Source organism: Nonomuraea wenchangensis (genome assembly GCF_900111685.1).
Lineage (GTDB): Bacteria > Actinomycetota > Actinomycetes > Streptosporangiales > Streptosporangiaceae > Nonomuraea > Nonomuraea wenchangensis.
This window is the reverse complement of record NZ_FOHX01000003.1, coordinates 238,010-251,251: the sequence shown is the minus strand read 5'-3', so window position 1 is coordinate 251,251 and position 13,242 is coordinate 238,010. Positions and strand designations below refer to the sequence as shown.

General features: G+C 67.9%; 28 protein-coding genes. 26 read left to right on the top strand and 2 right to left on the bottom strand.

Annotation, left to right across the window (positions count from 1 at the left end; all coding sequences use genetic code 11):
- The first annotated feature begins 217 nt into the window (after positions 1–217).
- Positions 218–631, top strand: coding sequence for a hypothetical protein (locus tag BMW85_RS09785; RefSeq protein WP_143082186.1), 414 nt, complete (start codon positions 218–220; stop codon positions 629–631).
- Positions 632–655: 24 nt separating this feature from the next.
- Here the strand turns inward: BMW85_RS09785 and BMW85_RS09780 are convergent, their stop codons facing one another.
- On the bottom strand, positions 656–1,210 hold the full coding sequence (locus tag BMW85_RS09780) for a helix-turn-helix domain-containing protein (RefSeq protein WP_177240583.1): 555 nt from the start codon (positions 1,208–1,210) through the stop codon (positions 656–658).
- Positions 1,211–1,368: 158 nt separating this feature from the next.
- On the opposite strand from BMW85_RS09780, the gene BMW85_RS09775 reads away from it, so the two are divergent.
- The 21 genes from BMW85_RS09775 to BMW85_RS09685 all read left to right on the top strand — a co-directional run bounded on the left by BMW85_RS09775 (position 1,369) and on the right by BMW85_RS09685 (position 10,834).
- Positions 1,369–1,629, top strand: a complete 261-nt coding sequence (locus BMW85_RS09775) for a helix-turn-helix domain-containing protein (RefSeq protein ID WP_143082185.1) — start codon at positions 1,369–1,371, stop codon at positions 1,627–1,629.
- Positions 1,629–1,808, top strand: a complete 180-nt coding sequence (locus BMW85_RS09770) for a hypothetical protein (protein ID WP_091079614.1) — start codon at positions 1,629–1,631, stop codon at positions 1,806–1,808. Before BMW85_RS09775 ends, BMW85_RS09770 begins: the two co-directional genes overlap by 1 nt.
- Positions 1,805–1,936, top strand: coding sequence for a hypothetical protein (locus BMW85_RS51860; RefSeq protein WP_281249564.1), 132 nt, complete (start codon positions 1,805–1,807; stop codon positions 1,934–1,936). The genes BMW85_RS09770 and BMW85_RS51860 overlap by 4 nt, the downstream gene beginning before the upstream one ends.
- Before the next feature lie 86 nt (positions 1,937–2,022).
- Complete coding sequence (locus BMW85_RS09765) at positions 2,023–2,385, top strand: hypothetical protein (RefSeq protein ID WP_091079613.1); 363 nt, start codon at positions 2,023–2,025, stop codon at positions 2,383–2,385.
- A complete protein-coding gene (locus BMW85_RS09760; protein ID WP_091079610.1) occupies positions 2,382–2,642 on the top strand; it encodes a hypothetical protein in 261 nt (86 codons plus the stop codon). Before BMW85_RS09765 ends, BMW85_RS09760 begins: the two co-directional genes overlap by 4 nt.
- Complete coding sequence (locus tag BMW85_RS09755; protein ID WP_091079607.1) at positions 2,639–3,022, top strand: DUF6197 family protein; 384 nt, start codon at positions 2,639–2,641, stop codon at positions 3,020–3,022. The genes BMW85_RS09760 and BMW85_RS09755 overlap by 4 nt, the downstream gene beginning before the upstream one ends.
- A complete protein-coding gene (locus tag BMW85_RS09750; protein ID WP_091079605.1) occupies positions 3,019–3,753 on the top strand; it encodes a hypothetical protein in 735 nt (244 codons plus the stop codon). Before BMW85_RS09755 ends, BMW85_RS09750 begins: the two co-directional genes overlap by 4 nt.
- Complete coding sequence (locus BMW85_RS09745; RefSeq protein ID WP_091079604.1) at positions 3,750–4,205, top strand: hypothetical protein; 456 nt, start codon at positions 3,750–3,752, stop codon at positions 4,203–4,205. Before BMW85_RS09750 ends, BMW85_RS09745 begins: the two co-directional genes overlap by 4 nt.
- Positions 4,202–4,504: a hypothetical protein gene (locus tag BMW85_RS09740; RefSeq protein ID WP_091079601.1), complete on the top strand. Its 303-nt coding sequence runs from the start codon at positions 4,202–4,204 to the stop codon at positions 4,502–4,504. The genes BMW85_RS09745 and BMW85_RS09740 overlap by 4 nt, the downstream gene beginning before the upstream one ends.
- Positions 4,501–4,785: a hypothetical protein gene (locus BMW85_RS09735; protein ID WP_143082184.1), complete on the top strand. Its 285-nt coding sequence runs from the start codon at positions 4,501–4,503 to the stop codon at positions 4,783–4,785. Before BMW85_RS09740 ends, BMW85_RS09735 begins: the two co-directional genes overlap by 4 nt.
- Complete coding sequence (locus BMW85_RS09730; RefSeq protein WP_091079597.1) at positions 4,782–5,027, top strand: hypothetical protein; 246 nt, start codon at positions 4,782–4,784, stop codon at positions 5,025–5,027. Before BMW85_RS09735 ends, BMW85_RS09730 begins: the two co-directional genes overlap by 4 nt.
- A complete protein-coding gene (locus tag BMW85_RS09725) occupies positions 5,027–5,710 on the top strand; it encodes a hypothetical protein (RefSeq protein WP_091079595.1) in 684 nt (227 codons plus the stop codon). Before BMW85_RS09730 ends, BMW85_RS09725 begins: the two co-directional genes overlap by 1 nt.
- Positions 5,697–6,302, top strand: coding sequence for a hypothetical protein (locus tag BMW85_RS09720; protein WP_091079592.1), 606 nt, complete (start codon positions 5,697–5,699; stop codon positions 6,300–6,302). The genes BMW85_RS09725 and BMW85_RS09720 overlap by 14 nt, the downstream gene beginning before the upstream one ends.
- Positions 6,299–6,736 (top strand): hypothetical protein, encoded by a 438-nt coding sequence (locus BMW85_RS09715; RefSeq protein ID WP_091079590.1) that lies wholly within the window; start codon positions 6,299–6,301, stop codon positions 6,734–6,736. The genes BMW85_RS09720 and BMW85_RS09715 overlap by 4 nt, the downstream gene beginning before the upstream one ends.
- On the top strand, positions 6,733–7,503 hold the full coding sequence (locus tag BMW85_RS09710; RefSeq protein ID WP_091079588.1) for a hypothetical protein: 771 nt from the start codon (positions 6,733–6,735) through the stop codon (positions 7,501–7,503). Before BMW85_RS09715 ends, BMW85_RS09710 begins: the two co-directional genes overlap by 4 nt.
- Entirely contained in the window at positions 7,500–7,715 is a 216-nt protein-coding gene (locus BMW85_RS09705; RefSeq protein WP_091079586.1) for a hypothetical protein, read from the top strand. Before BMW85_RS09710 ends, BMW85_RS09705 begins: the two co-directional genes overlap by 4 nt.
- Positions 7,716–7,726: 11 nt before the next feature.
- Positions 7,727–8,161, top strand: coding sequence for a hypothetical protein (locus tag BMW85_RS09700; protein ID WP_091079583.1), 435 nt, complete (start codon positions 7,727–7,729; stop codon positions 8,159–8,161).
- A gap of 16 nt (positions 8,162–8,177) precedes the next feature.
- Positions 8,178–8,699 (top strand): hypothetical protein, encoded by a 522-nt coding sequence (locus BMW85_RS09695; protein WP_091079581.1) that lies wholly within the window; start codon positions 8,178–8,180, stop codon positions 8,697–8,699.
- 3 nt (positions 8,700–8,702) lie between these two features.
- Positions 8,703–8,846, top strand: a complete 144-nt coding sequence (locus tag BMW85_RS49425; RefSeq protein ID WP_177240582.1) for a hypothetical protein — start codon at positions 8,703–8,705, stop codon at positions 8,844–8,846.
- Between the two features lie 9 nt (positions 8,847–8,855).
- Positions 8,856–9,932, top strand: a complete 1,077-nt coding sequence (locus BMW85_RS09690; RefSeq protein ID WP_091079579.1) for an RNA ligase — start codon at positions 8,856–8,858, stop codon at positions 9,930–9,932.
- Positions 9,929–10,834 (top strand): phosphatase domain-containing protein, encoded by a 906-nt coding sequence (locus tag BMW85_RS09685; RefSeq protein ID WP_091079577.1) that lies wholly within the window; start codon positions 9,929–9,931, stop codon positions 10,832–10,834. Before BMW85_RS09690 ends, BMW85_RS09685 begins: the two co-directional genes overlap by 4 nt.
- Positions 10,835–10,927: 93 nt before the next feature.
- Here BMW85_RS09685 and BMW85_RS09680 read toward each other — a convergent pair whose 3' ends face one another.
- Positions 10,928–11,290 (bottom strand): helix-turn-helix domain-containing protein, encoded by a 363-nt coding sequence (locus BMW85_RS09680; protein ID WP_091079575.1) that lies wholly within the window; start codon positions 11,288–11,290, stop codon positions 10,928–10,930.
- 114 nt (positions 11,291–11,404) lie between these two features.
- Here BMW85_RS09680 and BMW85_RS09675 point away from each other — a divergent pair, with 114 nt between their 5' ends.
- The 4 genes from BMW85_RS09675 to BMW85_RS09660 are packed head-to-tail and all read left to right on the top strand — an operon-like array spanning position 11,405 to position 13,186.
- Positions 11,405–11,599 (top strand): helix-turn-helix domain-containing protein, encoded by a 195-nt coding sequence (locus BMW85_RS09675; RefSeq protein ID WP_091079573.1) that lies wholly within the window; start codon positions 11,405–11,407, stop codon positions 11,597–11,599.
- Positions 11,596–12,438 carry a hypothetical protein gene (locus BMW85_RS09670; RefSeq protein WP_143082183.1) on the top strand — a complete coding sequence of 281 codons (843 nt, stop codon included), beginning with the start codon at positions 11,596–11,598 and terminating at the stop codon, positions 12,436–12,438. Before BMW85_RS09675 ends, BMW85_RS09670 begins: the two co-directional genes overlap by 4 nt.
- Positions 12,438–12,947: a hypothetical protein gene (locus BMW85_RS09665; RefSeq protein ID WP_091079568.1), complete on the top strand. Its 510-nt coding sequence runs from the start codon at positions 12,438–12,440 to the stop codon at positions 12,945–12,947. Before BMW85_RS09670 ends, BMW85_RS09665 begins: the two co-directional genes overlap by 1 nt.
- Complete coding sequence (locus tag BMW85_RS09660) at positions 12,947–13,186, top strand: hypothetical protein (RefSeq protein WP_143082182.1); 240 nt, start codon at positions 12,947–12,949, stop codon at positions 13,184–13,186. Before BMW85_RS09665 ends, BMW85_RS09660 begins: the two co-directional genes overlap by 1 nt.
- Positions 13,187–13,242: the final 56 nt, after the last annotated feature.

The window sequence follows — 13,242 nt, the reverse complement described above, 5'->3', positions numbered from 1 at the left end:
TCGCTGTCACGTGCGGGAACGCACCACTGAAGGGTGGTGGTCGGCGCGGCGGCGTTGGAGCGTTCCCCGGACAAACATGTGGAAGGCTCAGAAAAGTAGTTCGACCCTACTGGTCCCCATTGTCGTGAACGCTTAGAGTAACGGGACTGTTGCTCATGGGGAGAACGCGGTGAACGGTGGGCCGCAAGGGCGCGGCCCGGAGGGCAGGACTCGCAAATTGAAAGATCGCACGAATGTCATTCTGGTCGGCGTGGCGGTTCTGGCTTGGGCTGGCGCCGTCGTGCACTCGCTGCCGGAGCTGCGCAACACGGCGATCCTGCTGGTGACGGTAGGGGTGGGGGCCACTACAGCGATCTGCGCAACGGTACGGGCCGGCATGGCCCGGCTGGTGGATCAGGTCGCACGGGTATCCGGCAAGGTCGCAGAGCATGCCGAGAGGATGGAGAAGGCGACGTCGACCCACGCCGAACGGAACGAGAAGGCGACGTCGGACCACGCCGAAATCCTCGCCAAGCATGTTCTCGCCGTTGAGCGGTTCTTCGAGATGGGTGTCCGAAGCGACGCGGTGGCGCGATACGACGCACAAGATCTATCGCCTATCAGTCCGAGGCAACTGCGCCGCCTCGGTTGAAAGCAAAAGATCCAACCGGATGGCCTAGTTTCGGCCATCCGGTTTTGCGCGTTTAAGGCGCTCCTGTTCGAAGCGTCTGGCGCGATTCTCAAGGTGAAGCCGAATAAGAGTCGCCTTTGTCTCGTCCGAGATGTCCGAGGCGTTGATCTCCTCAATTGTCGGGTCTGGCGGAAGGGCGTCCGGGACGATCAGTTCGTCCGGGTGAGCCAGCCCCTCTCCGACTAGGAGTTCGCCGAGTGACTGGTTGCGGCTTCGAGCCTGCTCCCTGAGTGCCTCGACGATGCGGTGAGGCGGGGGGATGAGGGCGTCCGTCGAGGCGTGCACCTGGTAGCCCGCCGCCTGCATGAACTGGTCGATGAGGTCGCCGAGTTCGGGGTGCGAGGCGCGCAGTGCGGTGGTGAGGCGCGTGACTGCTTCGACGTCCGGCTGGTGCTTGCCGTGCAGCCATTTGCTGGCGGTGGTGCGGTCACGGCCGGCGAGTTTGCCGATGTCGGCATGGGTGAGTCCGGCGCGGTCCCGGATCTCTTGGAGGGTTGTCCGGAGTAGGTCAGCGTTCCACTCCGACTGACTGGTGTGCACGCACGCACCATAACACGCAACCTGACTCATGTCAGTGCTGTTGCAGCTCGGGATATGGCTGTGACCAGTGGTGCGTGAGTGCACAGCGTGGCCTGAGAGAACAAGATTCCAGCCAGAAGATGTTGCGTGCGTGCACTCCCACATGCAAGAGTGCGTGCATGCACGAACGAACGATGCGGCCCGTCATCAGCCTCCGGCTGAAGGAGTGGGAGCGCCGCATGAACGCCAAAGACCTGGCGACCGACAGCGCTCGTGCCGAGCGGATCGGCGTCAGTCGCACCACCGTCAGCCGAGTCCAGCAAGGACCCTCCGAGCCAGGCGGCATCCGGCCCGGCGAAAACTTCATCGCCGGCGTCCTCTACGCCTTCCCTGACCTGCGCTTCGAAGACGTCTTCGAGATCGAGCAGGTGAGCGCCTGATGATCCCCCAGAACGAGGCCGACTACCTCGCCTACCTCGCGGACCGCTCCCAGCAGCCCGACATCCAGAGGCTCGTCGCCGGATGGGGCCCGCTGGAGCCGGACCAGCTCACGCTCATCGCCCGAGTCCTCGGTGGCATCCGTACCTCTCTGCCCGCGCAGGCGGGGGAGGCGGCATGACCCCCGAGCAGCGCTGGGGTGCCTTCCTGATGACGCTCGGCCTTTCGGTGCGCGTCTCGCAGCTCGCCGCCGTGGACCGCGCCGACCCCGGTGTCGCCGTCTACGTCGGCCGCCACCGCACGCCCTAACGGGCTGCGGGCCCGCCAGACGCCACTGACGGACCCGCTGATCCCGCTCAACCCCAAGTCGGACCACGACCTAGAGAGCAGGACTGATGAGCATCATCTCACCCCCTTCCGAGATCACCAGCCAGACCGCCAACGAGCGAGCCGAGATCATCGCGGGTCTGCGCGCCCTCATCGACATGTTCGAGCAGGTGCCGGAGATCCCGGTCCAGTCGATCCTCGGCTGGGCCGTGGGCGGTCGGGACAAGACTGCGGTGCCCACCATGGAAGCCGCAGCCAAGGCCGTGCAGCAGGCCGGCATCGCTCACGAGTACAGCGTCCACGAGCACGGCCGGACGCTGTGGATCGAGGTCGGCGGCATCAGCTTCAGCGTCTCCCACGTGCACGACGCGGCGTACGCGGCCCACAGGGCGCGCCGCTCCTACGACCAGGTTGTGCAGGTGGGCGCGTGAGTACCGCCGAGCTGACCATCCGGATCGCTGCCGACCTTGAGGTGGGCGACACCTACCACCGCGAGCCCGGCTACAGCGTGGTCGTCACCGAGCTCAACCCGCCCACTCGGGAGGCTGCCATGGCTCACGGGGAGCGTGAGGTGTGGTCGGGCGGCATGTGGTGGACGCTGCTGGCTGTCGAGCGGGTGGACGCCACTCCGAGCGACCGCCGCGTGGCCGCGCACCTGGCCGCCGAGCAGGACGGGGGCGTCGCGTGAACGCCGCCTCGATCCTCGCCGACGCCATCACCGTCCTGGAGCAGCGCGGCATGTGCTCCAGCAACTTCGTCATCGCCTCGGGTGCGGTGGACGCCTTCGGCGCTCTCGCCGTCGCCGCCGGCTCCGAGCCGGACGTGTGGATGGGACTCAGCGACTGGAACGCGCCCTGGGAGCCGTCCGACCGCCAACTCGTGGACGCCGCCTTCTACCTCGCCGAGCTGGTCCTGCCCGGCCGTGACGTGGTGGGCATGCCGCTGGACGACCTGATCACGGATGTCGGTGACCGGTTGGACGCCATGTCCCTGCATGAGGTGCTGGACGCGCTGGCCAAAGCCGCACACGAGGCGGGCCTCGCCGAGAAGGCGGAGGCGCGGGCATGAGCGACTACCCGGAGATCGCCAAGCGGTTCGCGATGGACACCCGCTGGCACAAGATGACCGTCCTGCACAACGACGGGCTGTACCGGCACCTGCGCTGCCGCGGCAGGCGTGGCCTCTACTGGTTCGACATCGTCACTTGGCCGGGCAGCCTCGCCATCCGCGGCGACCTCAACGACGCGTACGTGTTCTCCCGCACCCCCGACATGTTCCAGTTCTTCCGCGCTCGCAGGTCCAAAGAGATCAACCCGGACTACTGGGCGGAGAAGCTGCCCGAGGGACGCCACTCCGTCCAGAAGTACTCCCAGGACCTGCTGCACCAGCACATCCGGCAGGCGCTGAGGGACGAGTACGAGGACTTCCTGCACGCGCGGCTCACCGAGAGGGCCTCGCAGCTCGGCCTCGACACCGTCAACCTGCTGGGTCCCGAGCTTGCCAAGCCGTGCCACGAGCAGACCCGCGACCACATGCGGAGGCTGCGGAAGGCGGTCCACGAGCACTTCTTCGACCCCTGGTGGGGCTGCGGCACCGAGTACGAGGAGACCGTGCTGCGCGGCCTCGACGAGTTCTCGTTCACCTCCGACGACGGCCACAAGTTCCAGTTCGAGGGCTGGCAGGAGTGGGATCTCCGCGACTGGGACTGGTCGTTCCTATGGGCCTGTCACGCGATCGTGTGGGGCGTCCAGCGGTACGACGCCGTGAAGTCCGCCGAGAAGGCGGAGGCGAGCGCATGAGCTACACCTTCATGGGCCCCCACAACTACAACCTCACGATCGACAAGTCCGACATATACGGGGAGGCTGCCGAGGTCGGGGTAGGCGGACGGGTGGTCGATGTCCCCGCCGCCGACCTTCCGGAGATAGTCGCCGCCCTGTACCGGGCCGCCGGCCAGGAGCCGCCGATCATCCTGCCCCGCCCGGACACCCATGAGCTGCGCACCGAGGGCTGGGTCGACGGTAGGAACGTCAACGCCTCGGCAGGGCTCCGCGTCGTCGGGTCCGTGCCCACCATGCAGGCGCGCGACTACGCCGCCCACCTGGCCGCCGCTGCCGACCTCGCGGACGCCGAGCCGGACCCAGAACAGCTCAAGCAGCTCGTCGAGCTGATCGACCCGTGGTCGACCGCCGAGGCCAACGCTCGCGCCATCCTCGCCGCCGGCTACGGCCGGACGGAGGAGCAGGCATGAGCACCGCCTTCGAGATCGTCCGCGAGGATCCCCCGGCGAGGTCGATCACCTACGTTCGGGCGGACCCGCTCAACTACCCGGAGATCGCCGCCGCCTTGTGCGCCGACCCTGGCCGGTGGCACCGGGTGGGCTTGGCTGACACCTCGCACCGGGCGGCGGCGATAGCGCACCGCATCACCGCCGGCCAGGTGCAGACGCTCGCGATCAGGGGGTCTTTCGAGGCCACCGCTCGCACGGTCGGGCGTGAGTGCCGGATCTACGCCCGATACCTCGGCCAGGTCGAGCAGGTCGCGTCATGAAGGGTCGCTGGCTGACGGTGAGCGCCACCATCACCCGCATCTGGACCGAGACCGGATACCTGCTCACCGGAGACGACGTGCTCAGGCTCGGCAAGCGGAAGGGCGCGTGGGGGCTGGTGGTCGAGACCTCCCACGAGCACACCCGCGTCTCGGAGGAGTCCGTGGACGCGCACATCGTGTGGCTCAACGCTCCCAAGGTCGCGAGGCCGACCGTGGGCGGCGGACCCCACCTCCCCGCCTTCATCGAAGACGAGTACCAGCGATCCAAGGACCAGCAGTGATCAGCGAGAAGCGGGCCAAGATGCTCGCCATCAAATACCGGTCCAAGGTCCCGTTCATCATCCGCCTCGCCGAGTTCTCAGCCGCTCTCGCCGCCGGCGTGGACCGGTGGGACGCGCTGCGCCAGCTCGGCTTCACCAACGACGCCACCTTCTACCGGTACCTGCGCTGGGAGGAGCGCCTGCGGGACGAACTCGCAGCACCGGACGACGACACCCCCAGCGACGAGGGAGACAACGCCTGATGGCACGCGACTTCAACCCGGCGGACAGCGGCTACAACGAGGTCGCCACACGGATCGTCGAGGCCCGCAAGAAGCACCCCGAGGGCATCCTGCGCCCGCTCGACCCGTCCAAGCCGTACACGATCGAGACGATCGGCGAGAAGACGTTCATCGTCTACTGCGCCGCCTTCTACCGGACACCCGATGACCCGATGCCCGGCATCGGGGTCGCGTGGGAGCCGTTCCCCGGCACGACGCCTTACACCCGCAACTCGGAGCTGATGAACGCCGAGACGTCCGCATGGGGCCGCGCCCTGGTGGCGGCCTTCGCGGCGGACACGAAGAAGGGCATCGCGACCTCACTGGACGTTCGCACCCGAGAGGCGGAACGGGAGTTTGGGCCTCACGACCAGCAAGGCTGGCCGACCAAGCCGGAGCCTGGCGAGCAGCCCGTCTCCAAGGCGCTGCTCCGCCGACTGTCCGCGCAGTACGCCACGTTGGGGCTGGCCGGCCGCGACGAGATCCTGATGACGATCGGCGCTCTGACCGGGCTGCACGTCGCCGCCACCAAGGACCTGACGAACGCGCAGGCTCAGCAGCTCATCGAGAAGCTGGACCCGCTGGCCAAGTCGGAAGATCCGGCTGCGGCGCTCGCGGACGCTCTGAAGCAGGCGATGGCGGGTGAGCAGCATGACGCCGCCTAGCGAGCCGCTGCGCATCGCCGCGTTGGACGCCCTGTCGAAGCGCGTCAATAAGGCGCTCGCCGACGCGCGCAAGGAGGCCGAGCCCGGCTTCGCCGCCCTGCGGGCCTCGGGCGTCAAGCAACTGGAGGTGGCGCTGCCCTCGGGTGACGTGGTCGGAACCGTCTCCATCAAGGCCGGCAAGGACGTCGTCCGGGACGACGAGGACGCGCTGCTCGCGTGGGTGGAGGCGAACAAGCCGGAGGAGATCGAGTATGCGGTATCCCCGACCGCGCTGACCCTGCCGGACGTGGTGGCCTACATCCGCAAGCTGCACCCTGACCTGGTCGGAAAGAAGATCCGCCCCGCCTACAAGGCCAAGCTGCTCGCCTCGCTGGACGAGGACGGGCAGTTGGCCAACGAGACGACCGGCGAGCTCGTGCAGATCCGCAAGGTCGTCAAGGGCAAGCCGACCGGCGAGTTCGCCCTCACCTTCGAGACCGCGAAGAAGGGTAAGCCGAACGGCCGCGACCAGATCGCGAACGCCTGGCAGTCCGGCGCCCTGTCGATCACGGACCTGATCCGGCCCGCCCTTGAGGCGGGTGAGCAGCAGTGACTGAGGCATTCCGGCGGGCAGCCAGCGGCGGCTTCGTCTTCGCCCGGCCTGGCACACCGCTCAACCCCGCGCAGGCGGACTCGCTGCTGCAGCACCTCAGCAACGAGCTGGAGACATCCCGTGCGGCGGTAGAGGAGGCCCGGACTCGCCTCGCTGAATGCCAGGCCGCTCACAAGAAGGCCGAGAACGAGATGTTCCTGTCTCCGGACTGCCCGAAGGTCGGTCGCGGGCTCGGGATGGTCACCGCCGCCGAGCGCGACGCATGGGTGTTCTCCAAGGTCATCAAGGAGTGGGAGGCGGTGCACTTCGCCGAGCTGCACTTGGCCAACGCCACGGGCTACATGTGGAAGCTGCGGGAGCAGAACAGTCTCGCGCAGTCGCTCAACAACAACGCTCAGGCGGCATACCACTCCTACCGCGGGGGTGGCCGGTGAAGACGAAGACGCCCACCTGCTGCAACAAGGCCACCTTCGCCAGCGAGGAGGAAGCCCGCCGCTACTGGGAGCGCATCAAGAACCTGGGCGTGTCCCGGGTGCTGCCCACGGATGTGGAGCAGTGCATGCGCGGCTGGCACCTGGTGTTCCCGCCCTCCGAGAAGGAGGAGAAGCCGCGCAAGCCGTTGAAGCGGACCAAGCCGAAGAAGACGGCCCGGCCGAAGGGTGTGCCCGCTGCGGTGAAGCGCATCCTCGTGCGTAGGTCTGGCGGCGTGTGCGAGGTCGGTCTCTCCTGCGGGGGGGCCAGCGAGGCGCACGACCCGGCGCACCGTGAGGGGAAGAAGGCCGGCGGTACGAGGGCGGAGTGGTCGAACTCGCCCGCCACGCTGCTCGCAGCATGCCGCCGCGATCATCGCCTCATCGATGGGGTGGAGGTCAGTGCCGCCGAACGCCTGGGGTTGAAGGTCCGCTCCGGTGTGGCCCGCCCGTGGGAGATCCCCGTCAAGCACGCCCGCTTCGGCTGGGTGCTGCTCGACGACAAGGGCGGGCACCGTCCCGCCCCCGCGGGCTCGTACGCGGAAGGGCGCCGGCCGACCCCTGTCGTGGCGTGCACGGAGCGGGAGCTGATCCAGCAGGACGGCGCGTTCGCGGAGGCGATGGACCGGTACGGGCACCTGCAGTGCCCCGGCTGGTCCGCCCCCGTCGAGGGGCTGTTCACGTGCGGGTGCGGGTCGTCGCCGTTCGTCGTACAGGTGGTGGCGTCGTGAGCGTCATCGACATGCGGTTCTGCCCCTGGTGCCGATCCACCCTGCCCGCCGATCACGTGTGCCCTGCCGGCGCGGTCGGCTGCACCAACCGCCCACCGGACGACACCCCGTGCGGAGGCTGCCCCGCCTGTATCGCGGCCATGACCGCAGACCTCGCCCGCCGTGCCGACCTGATCGAGCACGGCACCCCGAACGACCTCTACAACCCCTGAAAGGGGCTCCCATGAAGTGGTTCCTCGGCGTCATCGGCGCCGCGCTGGCGACCTGGCTGGTCGTCGTCCTGATCGGCTGGCTGACGCAGCCCGTCCGTACCGCGAACGGTGTGCGGGAGCGGGTCGGAGACCCGGACAACGTGCTCTACCAGTACGAGCACTTCCACGACCTGTGCGCTTCCGTCGCCGCCACCGACGTCAAGATCGCCGCGAAGCAGGGCGAGATCGCCGCGTACGACAAGCGCCACCCGGACGGCGACCCTTCCGACCGGTTCCAGGCCGCCCCGAAGCGGGACCGGCTCGACACCGAGCTGACCGGCCTGCAGCAGTTCCGCGCCGACCAGGCCGCGAAGTACAACGCCGACTCCGCCAAGGCCAACCGGTCGCTGTTCAAGGACCGCGACCTGCCCGCCGAGATCGGCGACGACACCCCCGACTGCAACTAACCCCCGGAGACACGTCATGAACCGCAAGCTTGTCGCCGCGTCCGCCGCCGCGATGCTGCTGCTGACCGCCTGCACCGGCAACCCCGAGCGGGAGGCCGCACAGAAGGCGAGCAACGACCAGCAGAAGAAGTACGAGAAGGCCGTCCCGTTCCCCGCGGGGGACCTGTCGTATCCGCTGGACCGCAAGAACGTCGCCGAGTACCTGAAGCGCTCGAACGACCCGAACCGGGTCTCCTACGTGTACCTGCTCAGCAAGGACGCGAAGGTCATCGCCTACTACACGATCAAGGGCAAGGTGACGTCGGTCTCTTCGCAGCTCCTGCCGCAGGACGACCTCGCCGACTCCACGTGCGGGTCCTGCACCGAGAAGTACGTCGTCGATTCGGCTGGCGATGACGGCACGTACGGCGGCAACGAGGAGGGCGTCTTCTTCTTCACGACGGACGGGACGCTCATCACCTGGACGGGCGACTACCTCCAGTCGGACCGGCCGCAGGACGTGCGGACGCCCGTCTCGCTCGTGGCGAAGGTGGGCTGACCCGTGATCCTGCCTACCCCCGCCCGCCCTGACCCCGAAGACGAGGGCTCCGGCTGCCTGTCCGCCGTCATAGCCGTCCTCGCCGGCGGCGCGGTCGCGCTCCTCGTCGGGATCGTCCTCATGGCCTACGTCCGCATCGGCATCTAGGAGCCACCCGTGACGCACATCTGGGACCTGTTCGACCTGGAGTATCTGGAGAAGTGCATCGAGGCCGGTTACGTCCGCGTCCAGGAGCACCCCACCGAGCCTCTGGAGATCTATAACTACACCGAGAAGACGCAGTACGAGGGCGTCTGGGACGTGGTGACCAGGACGTGTCGTGGCTTGATCGTGGACGAGCAGGGCGCCATTGTGGCGAGGCCGTTCGCGAAGTTCTTCAACTACGGCGACCCGCTCGCGGGCGACCTCGACCTGTCGGCGCCGGCCGAGGTCATCGACAAGATGGACGGCTCGTTGGGGATCCTCCACCCCACGTCTGCCGGGTATGCGGTGGCGACGCGCGGTTCGTTCACTTCGATGCAGGCGGCGCACGCCACGGCTGTCTTCAGGGCCCGGTACGGCGACTTCGAGCCGCCGCCCGGCATGACGGTGCTGTTCGAGGTCGTGTATCCGGAGAACCGGATCGTGTGCGACTACGGCGGCGCGGACGACCTGTTCCTCCTCGGCGCGGTGGACATCGCGACCGGCGCAGTGGTCGGGCCTGACTGGGTTTCGGGCTGGGACGGGCCGCAGGCAACGGTGTTCAGCGTCCGCACGCTGGGCGAGGCGTTAGCGATGCCGCCCCGGCCTGGAGCGGAAGGGCTGGTGGTCCGGATGCTCGACTCGGGCCACATGGTGAAGCTGAAGCAGGCCGACTACGTGGCACTACACAAGGTCATCACCGGCCTGAACGCGCGCGGCGTGTGGGAGCTGCTCGGCGCAGGCAAGAGCGTCGCGGACATCTGCGAGCCGCTTCCGGACGAGTTCCACCAGTGGGTGAAGGACCTCGCCGGACGGCTGACGCAGGAGGCCGACGACCTGCTGTACGACACCGAGCAGTTCCACGACAAGATCCTCGGCCGACTGCCGGAGGGGTGGACGCGCAAGGACTACGCCCTGGAAGCGGCCAAGTCGACGCTGCGTCCATGGCTGTTCAACCTGCTCGACGGCAAGGATCCGCGGCCGGCCATTTGGAGGACGCTGCGCCCGTCCGGCGACATGCGGCCCGTCACGTTCTCGGAGGACGCCGCGTGAGCACCCTCTACATCACTCGTGGCCTACCAGGGTGCGGCAAGACGTGCATGGCGTCGGCGTGGGTGGCCGAGGACCCGGAGAAGCGGGCCCGCATCAACCGTGACGACCTGCGCGCCATGGTCCACGACAGCGTGTACATCGCGGGCGTCACAGAGCCGCGCATCCTCACCGCGCGGGACGCCGCCATTTCGGCGCTGCTGCGCAAGGGCGTGGACGTGGTGTGCGACGACACCAACCTGCCGAACCGCACGGTCCGGGACCTGGCCAGGGTCGCTCGCCGCGCCGGCGCCGACTTCGAGGTGTGGGATCTGACCCACCGTTCCGTGGACGAGTGCATCGCCCGCGACGCTGCCCGCGAGCGACCGGTTGGCGGGGACGTCATCCGTGGCATGCACACCCGCTACCTGAAGGGCCGCCCCTACCCCCTGCCGCTGCCGGAGGAGCCTGGTGACGACAACGCGGTGAAGCCATACAAGGCCAAGCCGGGCACCCCGAAGGCCGTGCTGGTGGACATCGACGGGACCGCCGCCCTGATGGGCGACAGGTCGCCGTTCGATGAGACGCGCGTCGGCGATGACCGGCCGAACCTCCCGGTCATCGCCGTCATCCGCGCGCTTCACGCGGCAGGTAACCGGGTCGTGTTCATGTCGGGCCGGTCGGACGCATGCCGGGCGGCGACGGAGGAGTGGCTGACGGCGCATGTCGGCCTCGCCTACGACGCCCTGCACATGCGGGAGGCCGGCGACCACCGCAAGGACTCCATCGTCAAGGCCGAGCTGTTCGACGCCCATGTTCGCGACGTCTACGACGTGTCCTGCGTGCTGGACGACCGGCGGCAAGTGGTCGAGATGTGGCGGGCGATGGGCCTGACCGTGCTCCAGGTCGCTGACGGCGACTTCTGATCTCCCGCTGCCGACCCCGTCCATCGGGGGTCGGGGTCGGTAGCGGACACCCCCTTACAGCAGCAGACCGACCGTAGGAGAGAAGAGCAGATGTCAGGCCGAAGGGCGGCGTGCGAGTTCGGCGGCGACGCGGTCGAGTTCTTCGCTCAGGTGGTGCAGCCGCTCGGCGAGGGCGGGCAGCGGCATCGACGACAGGTCCGGCGGGACGGTCTCTGGGGTGCTGCCGGTGGACGGGAGGCCGGCCAGACGGAGTGCTCTCCTCTGGTCAATGCCGAGCGCTTCGGCGACGGCGATGACGCTCGCGGATTGCGGTGTCCGTGGCTGGTGTGCCCAGTTGTTGATCGTGGCGCGGCTGACGTTGCTGCGCTGGGAGAGCCAGGTCTTGGTGCGGCCCATCTCGGCGAGGGTGGCTTCGACCAGGTCGAGGAACGGCTTGGCGGGGGCGTTGTCGCTCACCCTTCCATGTGTACAGAGATGACCAGAGATTCCCTGTCGCTTGGGCATTCATTTAGCGGCTAGAGTTGGCTAAGATTGGCAAGAGATGGAAAGCGAAGGGAAGGAGTGAGTCACATGTACCTGTCCAGAACGCAAGCCTGCGGTCGGCTCAACATCAGCCCTCCGACGCTGCTCAAGCACATCCGCGCCGGCGAGATCGAGGCGATCAAGCTGGGCGACGCCCGCAACTCGCCCGTCAAGGTGCTCATCACCTCCATCGAGGCGTACGAGGCGCGGCAGCGCATGTGCCGCACGGGAGCGGCGGCGTGAACGAGCTGGCGATGATCGAGAGCCCTACCCTCCGCGCTCAGTACGTGGAGCGGGTGGACGTCCTCGACAAGGTGAAGGCGCTCAGCCTCCTGTCTGACGGCGTACACATGACCACCGAACTGGTCGCCGACTACTACGAGGTGGAAGTCGAGACCATCAAGAGCGTCGTCCGGCGCAACCGGCAGGAGCTTGAGCGCAACGGCCTGAAGCGCCTTGAGGGCGAAGACCTGCGCGAGTTCGAGAGGGTCAACCTGACCCCCTCGCCCAACCGCCGGTCGCTCAACATCTTCAACCGCCGCGCCATCCTCAACGTCGGCCAGATGCTCACCGAGTCGGCCGTCGCCAAGGATGTCCGCGCCTACCTCCTGAACGTCGAAGAGGTCGCCACCCACGAGCAGCGCTCAGAGGCGATCGAGCGCGTCCACCTCGCCAAGGCGAGGGTCGAACTGCTCATCGCGGGCGATGGCTATCTCGACCCGAAGTGGCAGCGCTTAAGGATCCAGATCCACACGTCGATCGGTCTCGGCGAGGAGCCGGAGATTCCCGACGAGGACCTGCCGCTGTACGTTCCTGACTTCCTGAAGTCGAAGGGGCTCACGCAGGCGCAGATCAGGTCTGCGCAGTCCTGGTTCGGGCGTCGCGTGGTCAAGGTCGCGCTCGCCGAACAGCGTCCGATGCCTGCCAAGCGGGCCGAGGACACCGTCAGCGGCGCGGTTCGCGAAACCTACGCCTGGACCCGCAGGGACCTGCCTCTCTTCGAAGAGGTCTGGGACATGTACTACGCCGGCGAGTACGCCCGCGACGAGCAAGCCGAACTCTTCGCAGGGAGCGACGCCTGATGACCGACAACCTGCCCACGGTGGACGACTTCGCCTCCTACCCGAACACGCCCGAGGAGGCGACCGCGCGCCGGCTCGCCGAGTACATGGCGGTAGAGGCGCACTGGTCGGCGTCACTGAACCAGACCTTCTTCAAGGCGCAGATGGAGGCGGAGAAGTCGGGCGAGAACTTCGCCGACGCCGCGTCCCGCTACCTCCAGAATCAGGCGCTTATGACCGCCGAGCATTCGGTGTCGTTCCTGCTGCGCGCCCTGATCGAGCACCTGCCGGAGAAGGCGGACGAGATCGCCGCCCAGATGTGGGACGACTGGGAGGACCCGCCTCTCGTCGCTCTGACGTGGACGGCGCTGGAGTCGTTCGGCATCGACCCGAAGGCGGTCCAGGACGCGGCACTCAAGCGCTGGCAGACCCTTACGGCTACTCAGGAACTTCAGCAGACCATCCAGGACGCCAAGCCCGCCGAGACCGAGGTTCACCCCGGTCAGACCTCGCTCTCCGGGGGTGCGTGATGGCTGGCTCTGCCCTCCCGCCTGTCCTCTCGACCCAGCAGCGTGAGGCGCTGTCCCGCATCCTCAGCTACGCCCTGAGTGGCTACGTGGCGGACGGTCGCGCTGACCACGTGCGCGCCGAGTTCGAGTCCTGCCTCGACGGCTGGTGCGGTGGCTCGTTCACCCCGCCGAGCGAGGACGACATCTTCAACCTCGCCGAGGTGACCCGCCGGGCTGAGAAGCCGTCGCCCACCCCGTAGCCCGCTCTCTTCCCCGCCCCCTCCGAGAGAGGGGGCGAGCACCAAACCGACCTATC

Bases quoted from the DNA above. Each gene is read 5' to 3' on its own strand.
- BMW85_RS09775 (WP_143082185.1), top strand. From the start codon at position 1,369: ATGCACGAACGAACGATGCGGCCCGTCATCAGCCTCCGGCTGAAGGAG.
- BMW85_RS09770 (WP_091079614.1), top strand. From the start codon at position 1,629: ATGATCCCCCAGAACGAGGCCGACTACCTCGCCTACCTCGCGGACCGC.
- BMW85_RS51860 (WP_281249564.1), top strand. From the start codon at position 1,805: ATGACCCCCGAGCAGCGCTGGGGTGCCTTCCTGATGACGCTCGGCCTT.
- BMW85_RS09765 (WP_091079613.1), top strand. From the start codon at position 2,023: ATGAGCATCATCTCACCCCCTTCCGAGATCACCAGCCAGACCGCCAAC.
- BMW85_RS09750 (WP_091079605.1), top strand. From the start codon at position 3,019: ATGAGCGACTACCCGGAGATCGCCAAGCGGTTCGCGATGGACACCCGC.
- BMW85_RS09745 (WP_091079604.1), top strand. From the start codon at position 3,750: ATGAGCTACACCTTCATGGGCCCCCACAACTACAACCTCACGATCGAC.
- BMW85_RS09740 (WP_091079601.1), top strand. From the start codon at position 4,202: ATGAGCACCGCCTTCGAGATCGTCCGCGAGGATCCCCCGGCGAGGTCG.
- BMW85_RS09735 (WP_143082184.1), top strand. From the start codon at position 4,501: ATGAAGGGTCGCTGGCTGACGGTGAGCGCCACCATCACCCGCATCTGG.
- BMW85_RS09725 (WP_091079595.1), top strand. From the start codon at position 5,027: ATGGCACGCGACTTCAACCCGGCGGACAGCGGCTACAACGAGGTCGCC.
- BMW85_RS09720 (WP_091079592.1), top strand. From the start codon at position 5,697: ATGACGCCGCCTAGCGAGCCGCTGCGCATCGCCGCGTTGGACGCCCTG.
- BMW85_RS09700 (WP_091079583.1), top strand. From the start codon at position 7,727: ATGAAGTGGTTCCTCGGCGTCATCGGCGCCGCGCTGGCGACCTGGCTG.
- BMW85_RS09695 (WP_091079581.1), top strand. From the start codon at position 8,178: ATGAACCGCAAGCTTGTCGCCGCGTCCGCCGCCGCGATGCTGCTGCTG.
- BMW85_RS09675 (WP_091079573.1), top strand. From the start codon at position 11,405: ATGTACCTGTCCAGAACGCAAGCCTGCGGTCGGCTCAACATCAGCCCT.
- BMW85_RS09665 (WP_091079568.1), top strand. From the start codon at position 12,438: ATGACCGACAACCTGCCCACGGTGGACGACTTCGCCTCCTACCCGAAC.
- BMW85_RS09660 (WP_143082182.1), top strand. From the start codon at position 12,947: ATGGCTGGCTCTGCCCTCCCGCCTGTCCTCTCGACCCAGCAGCGTGAG.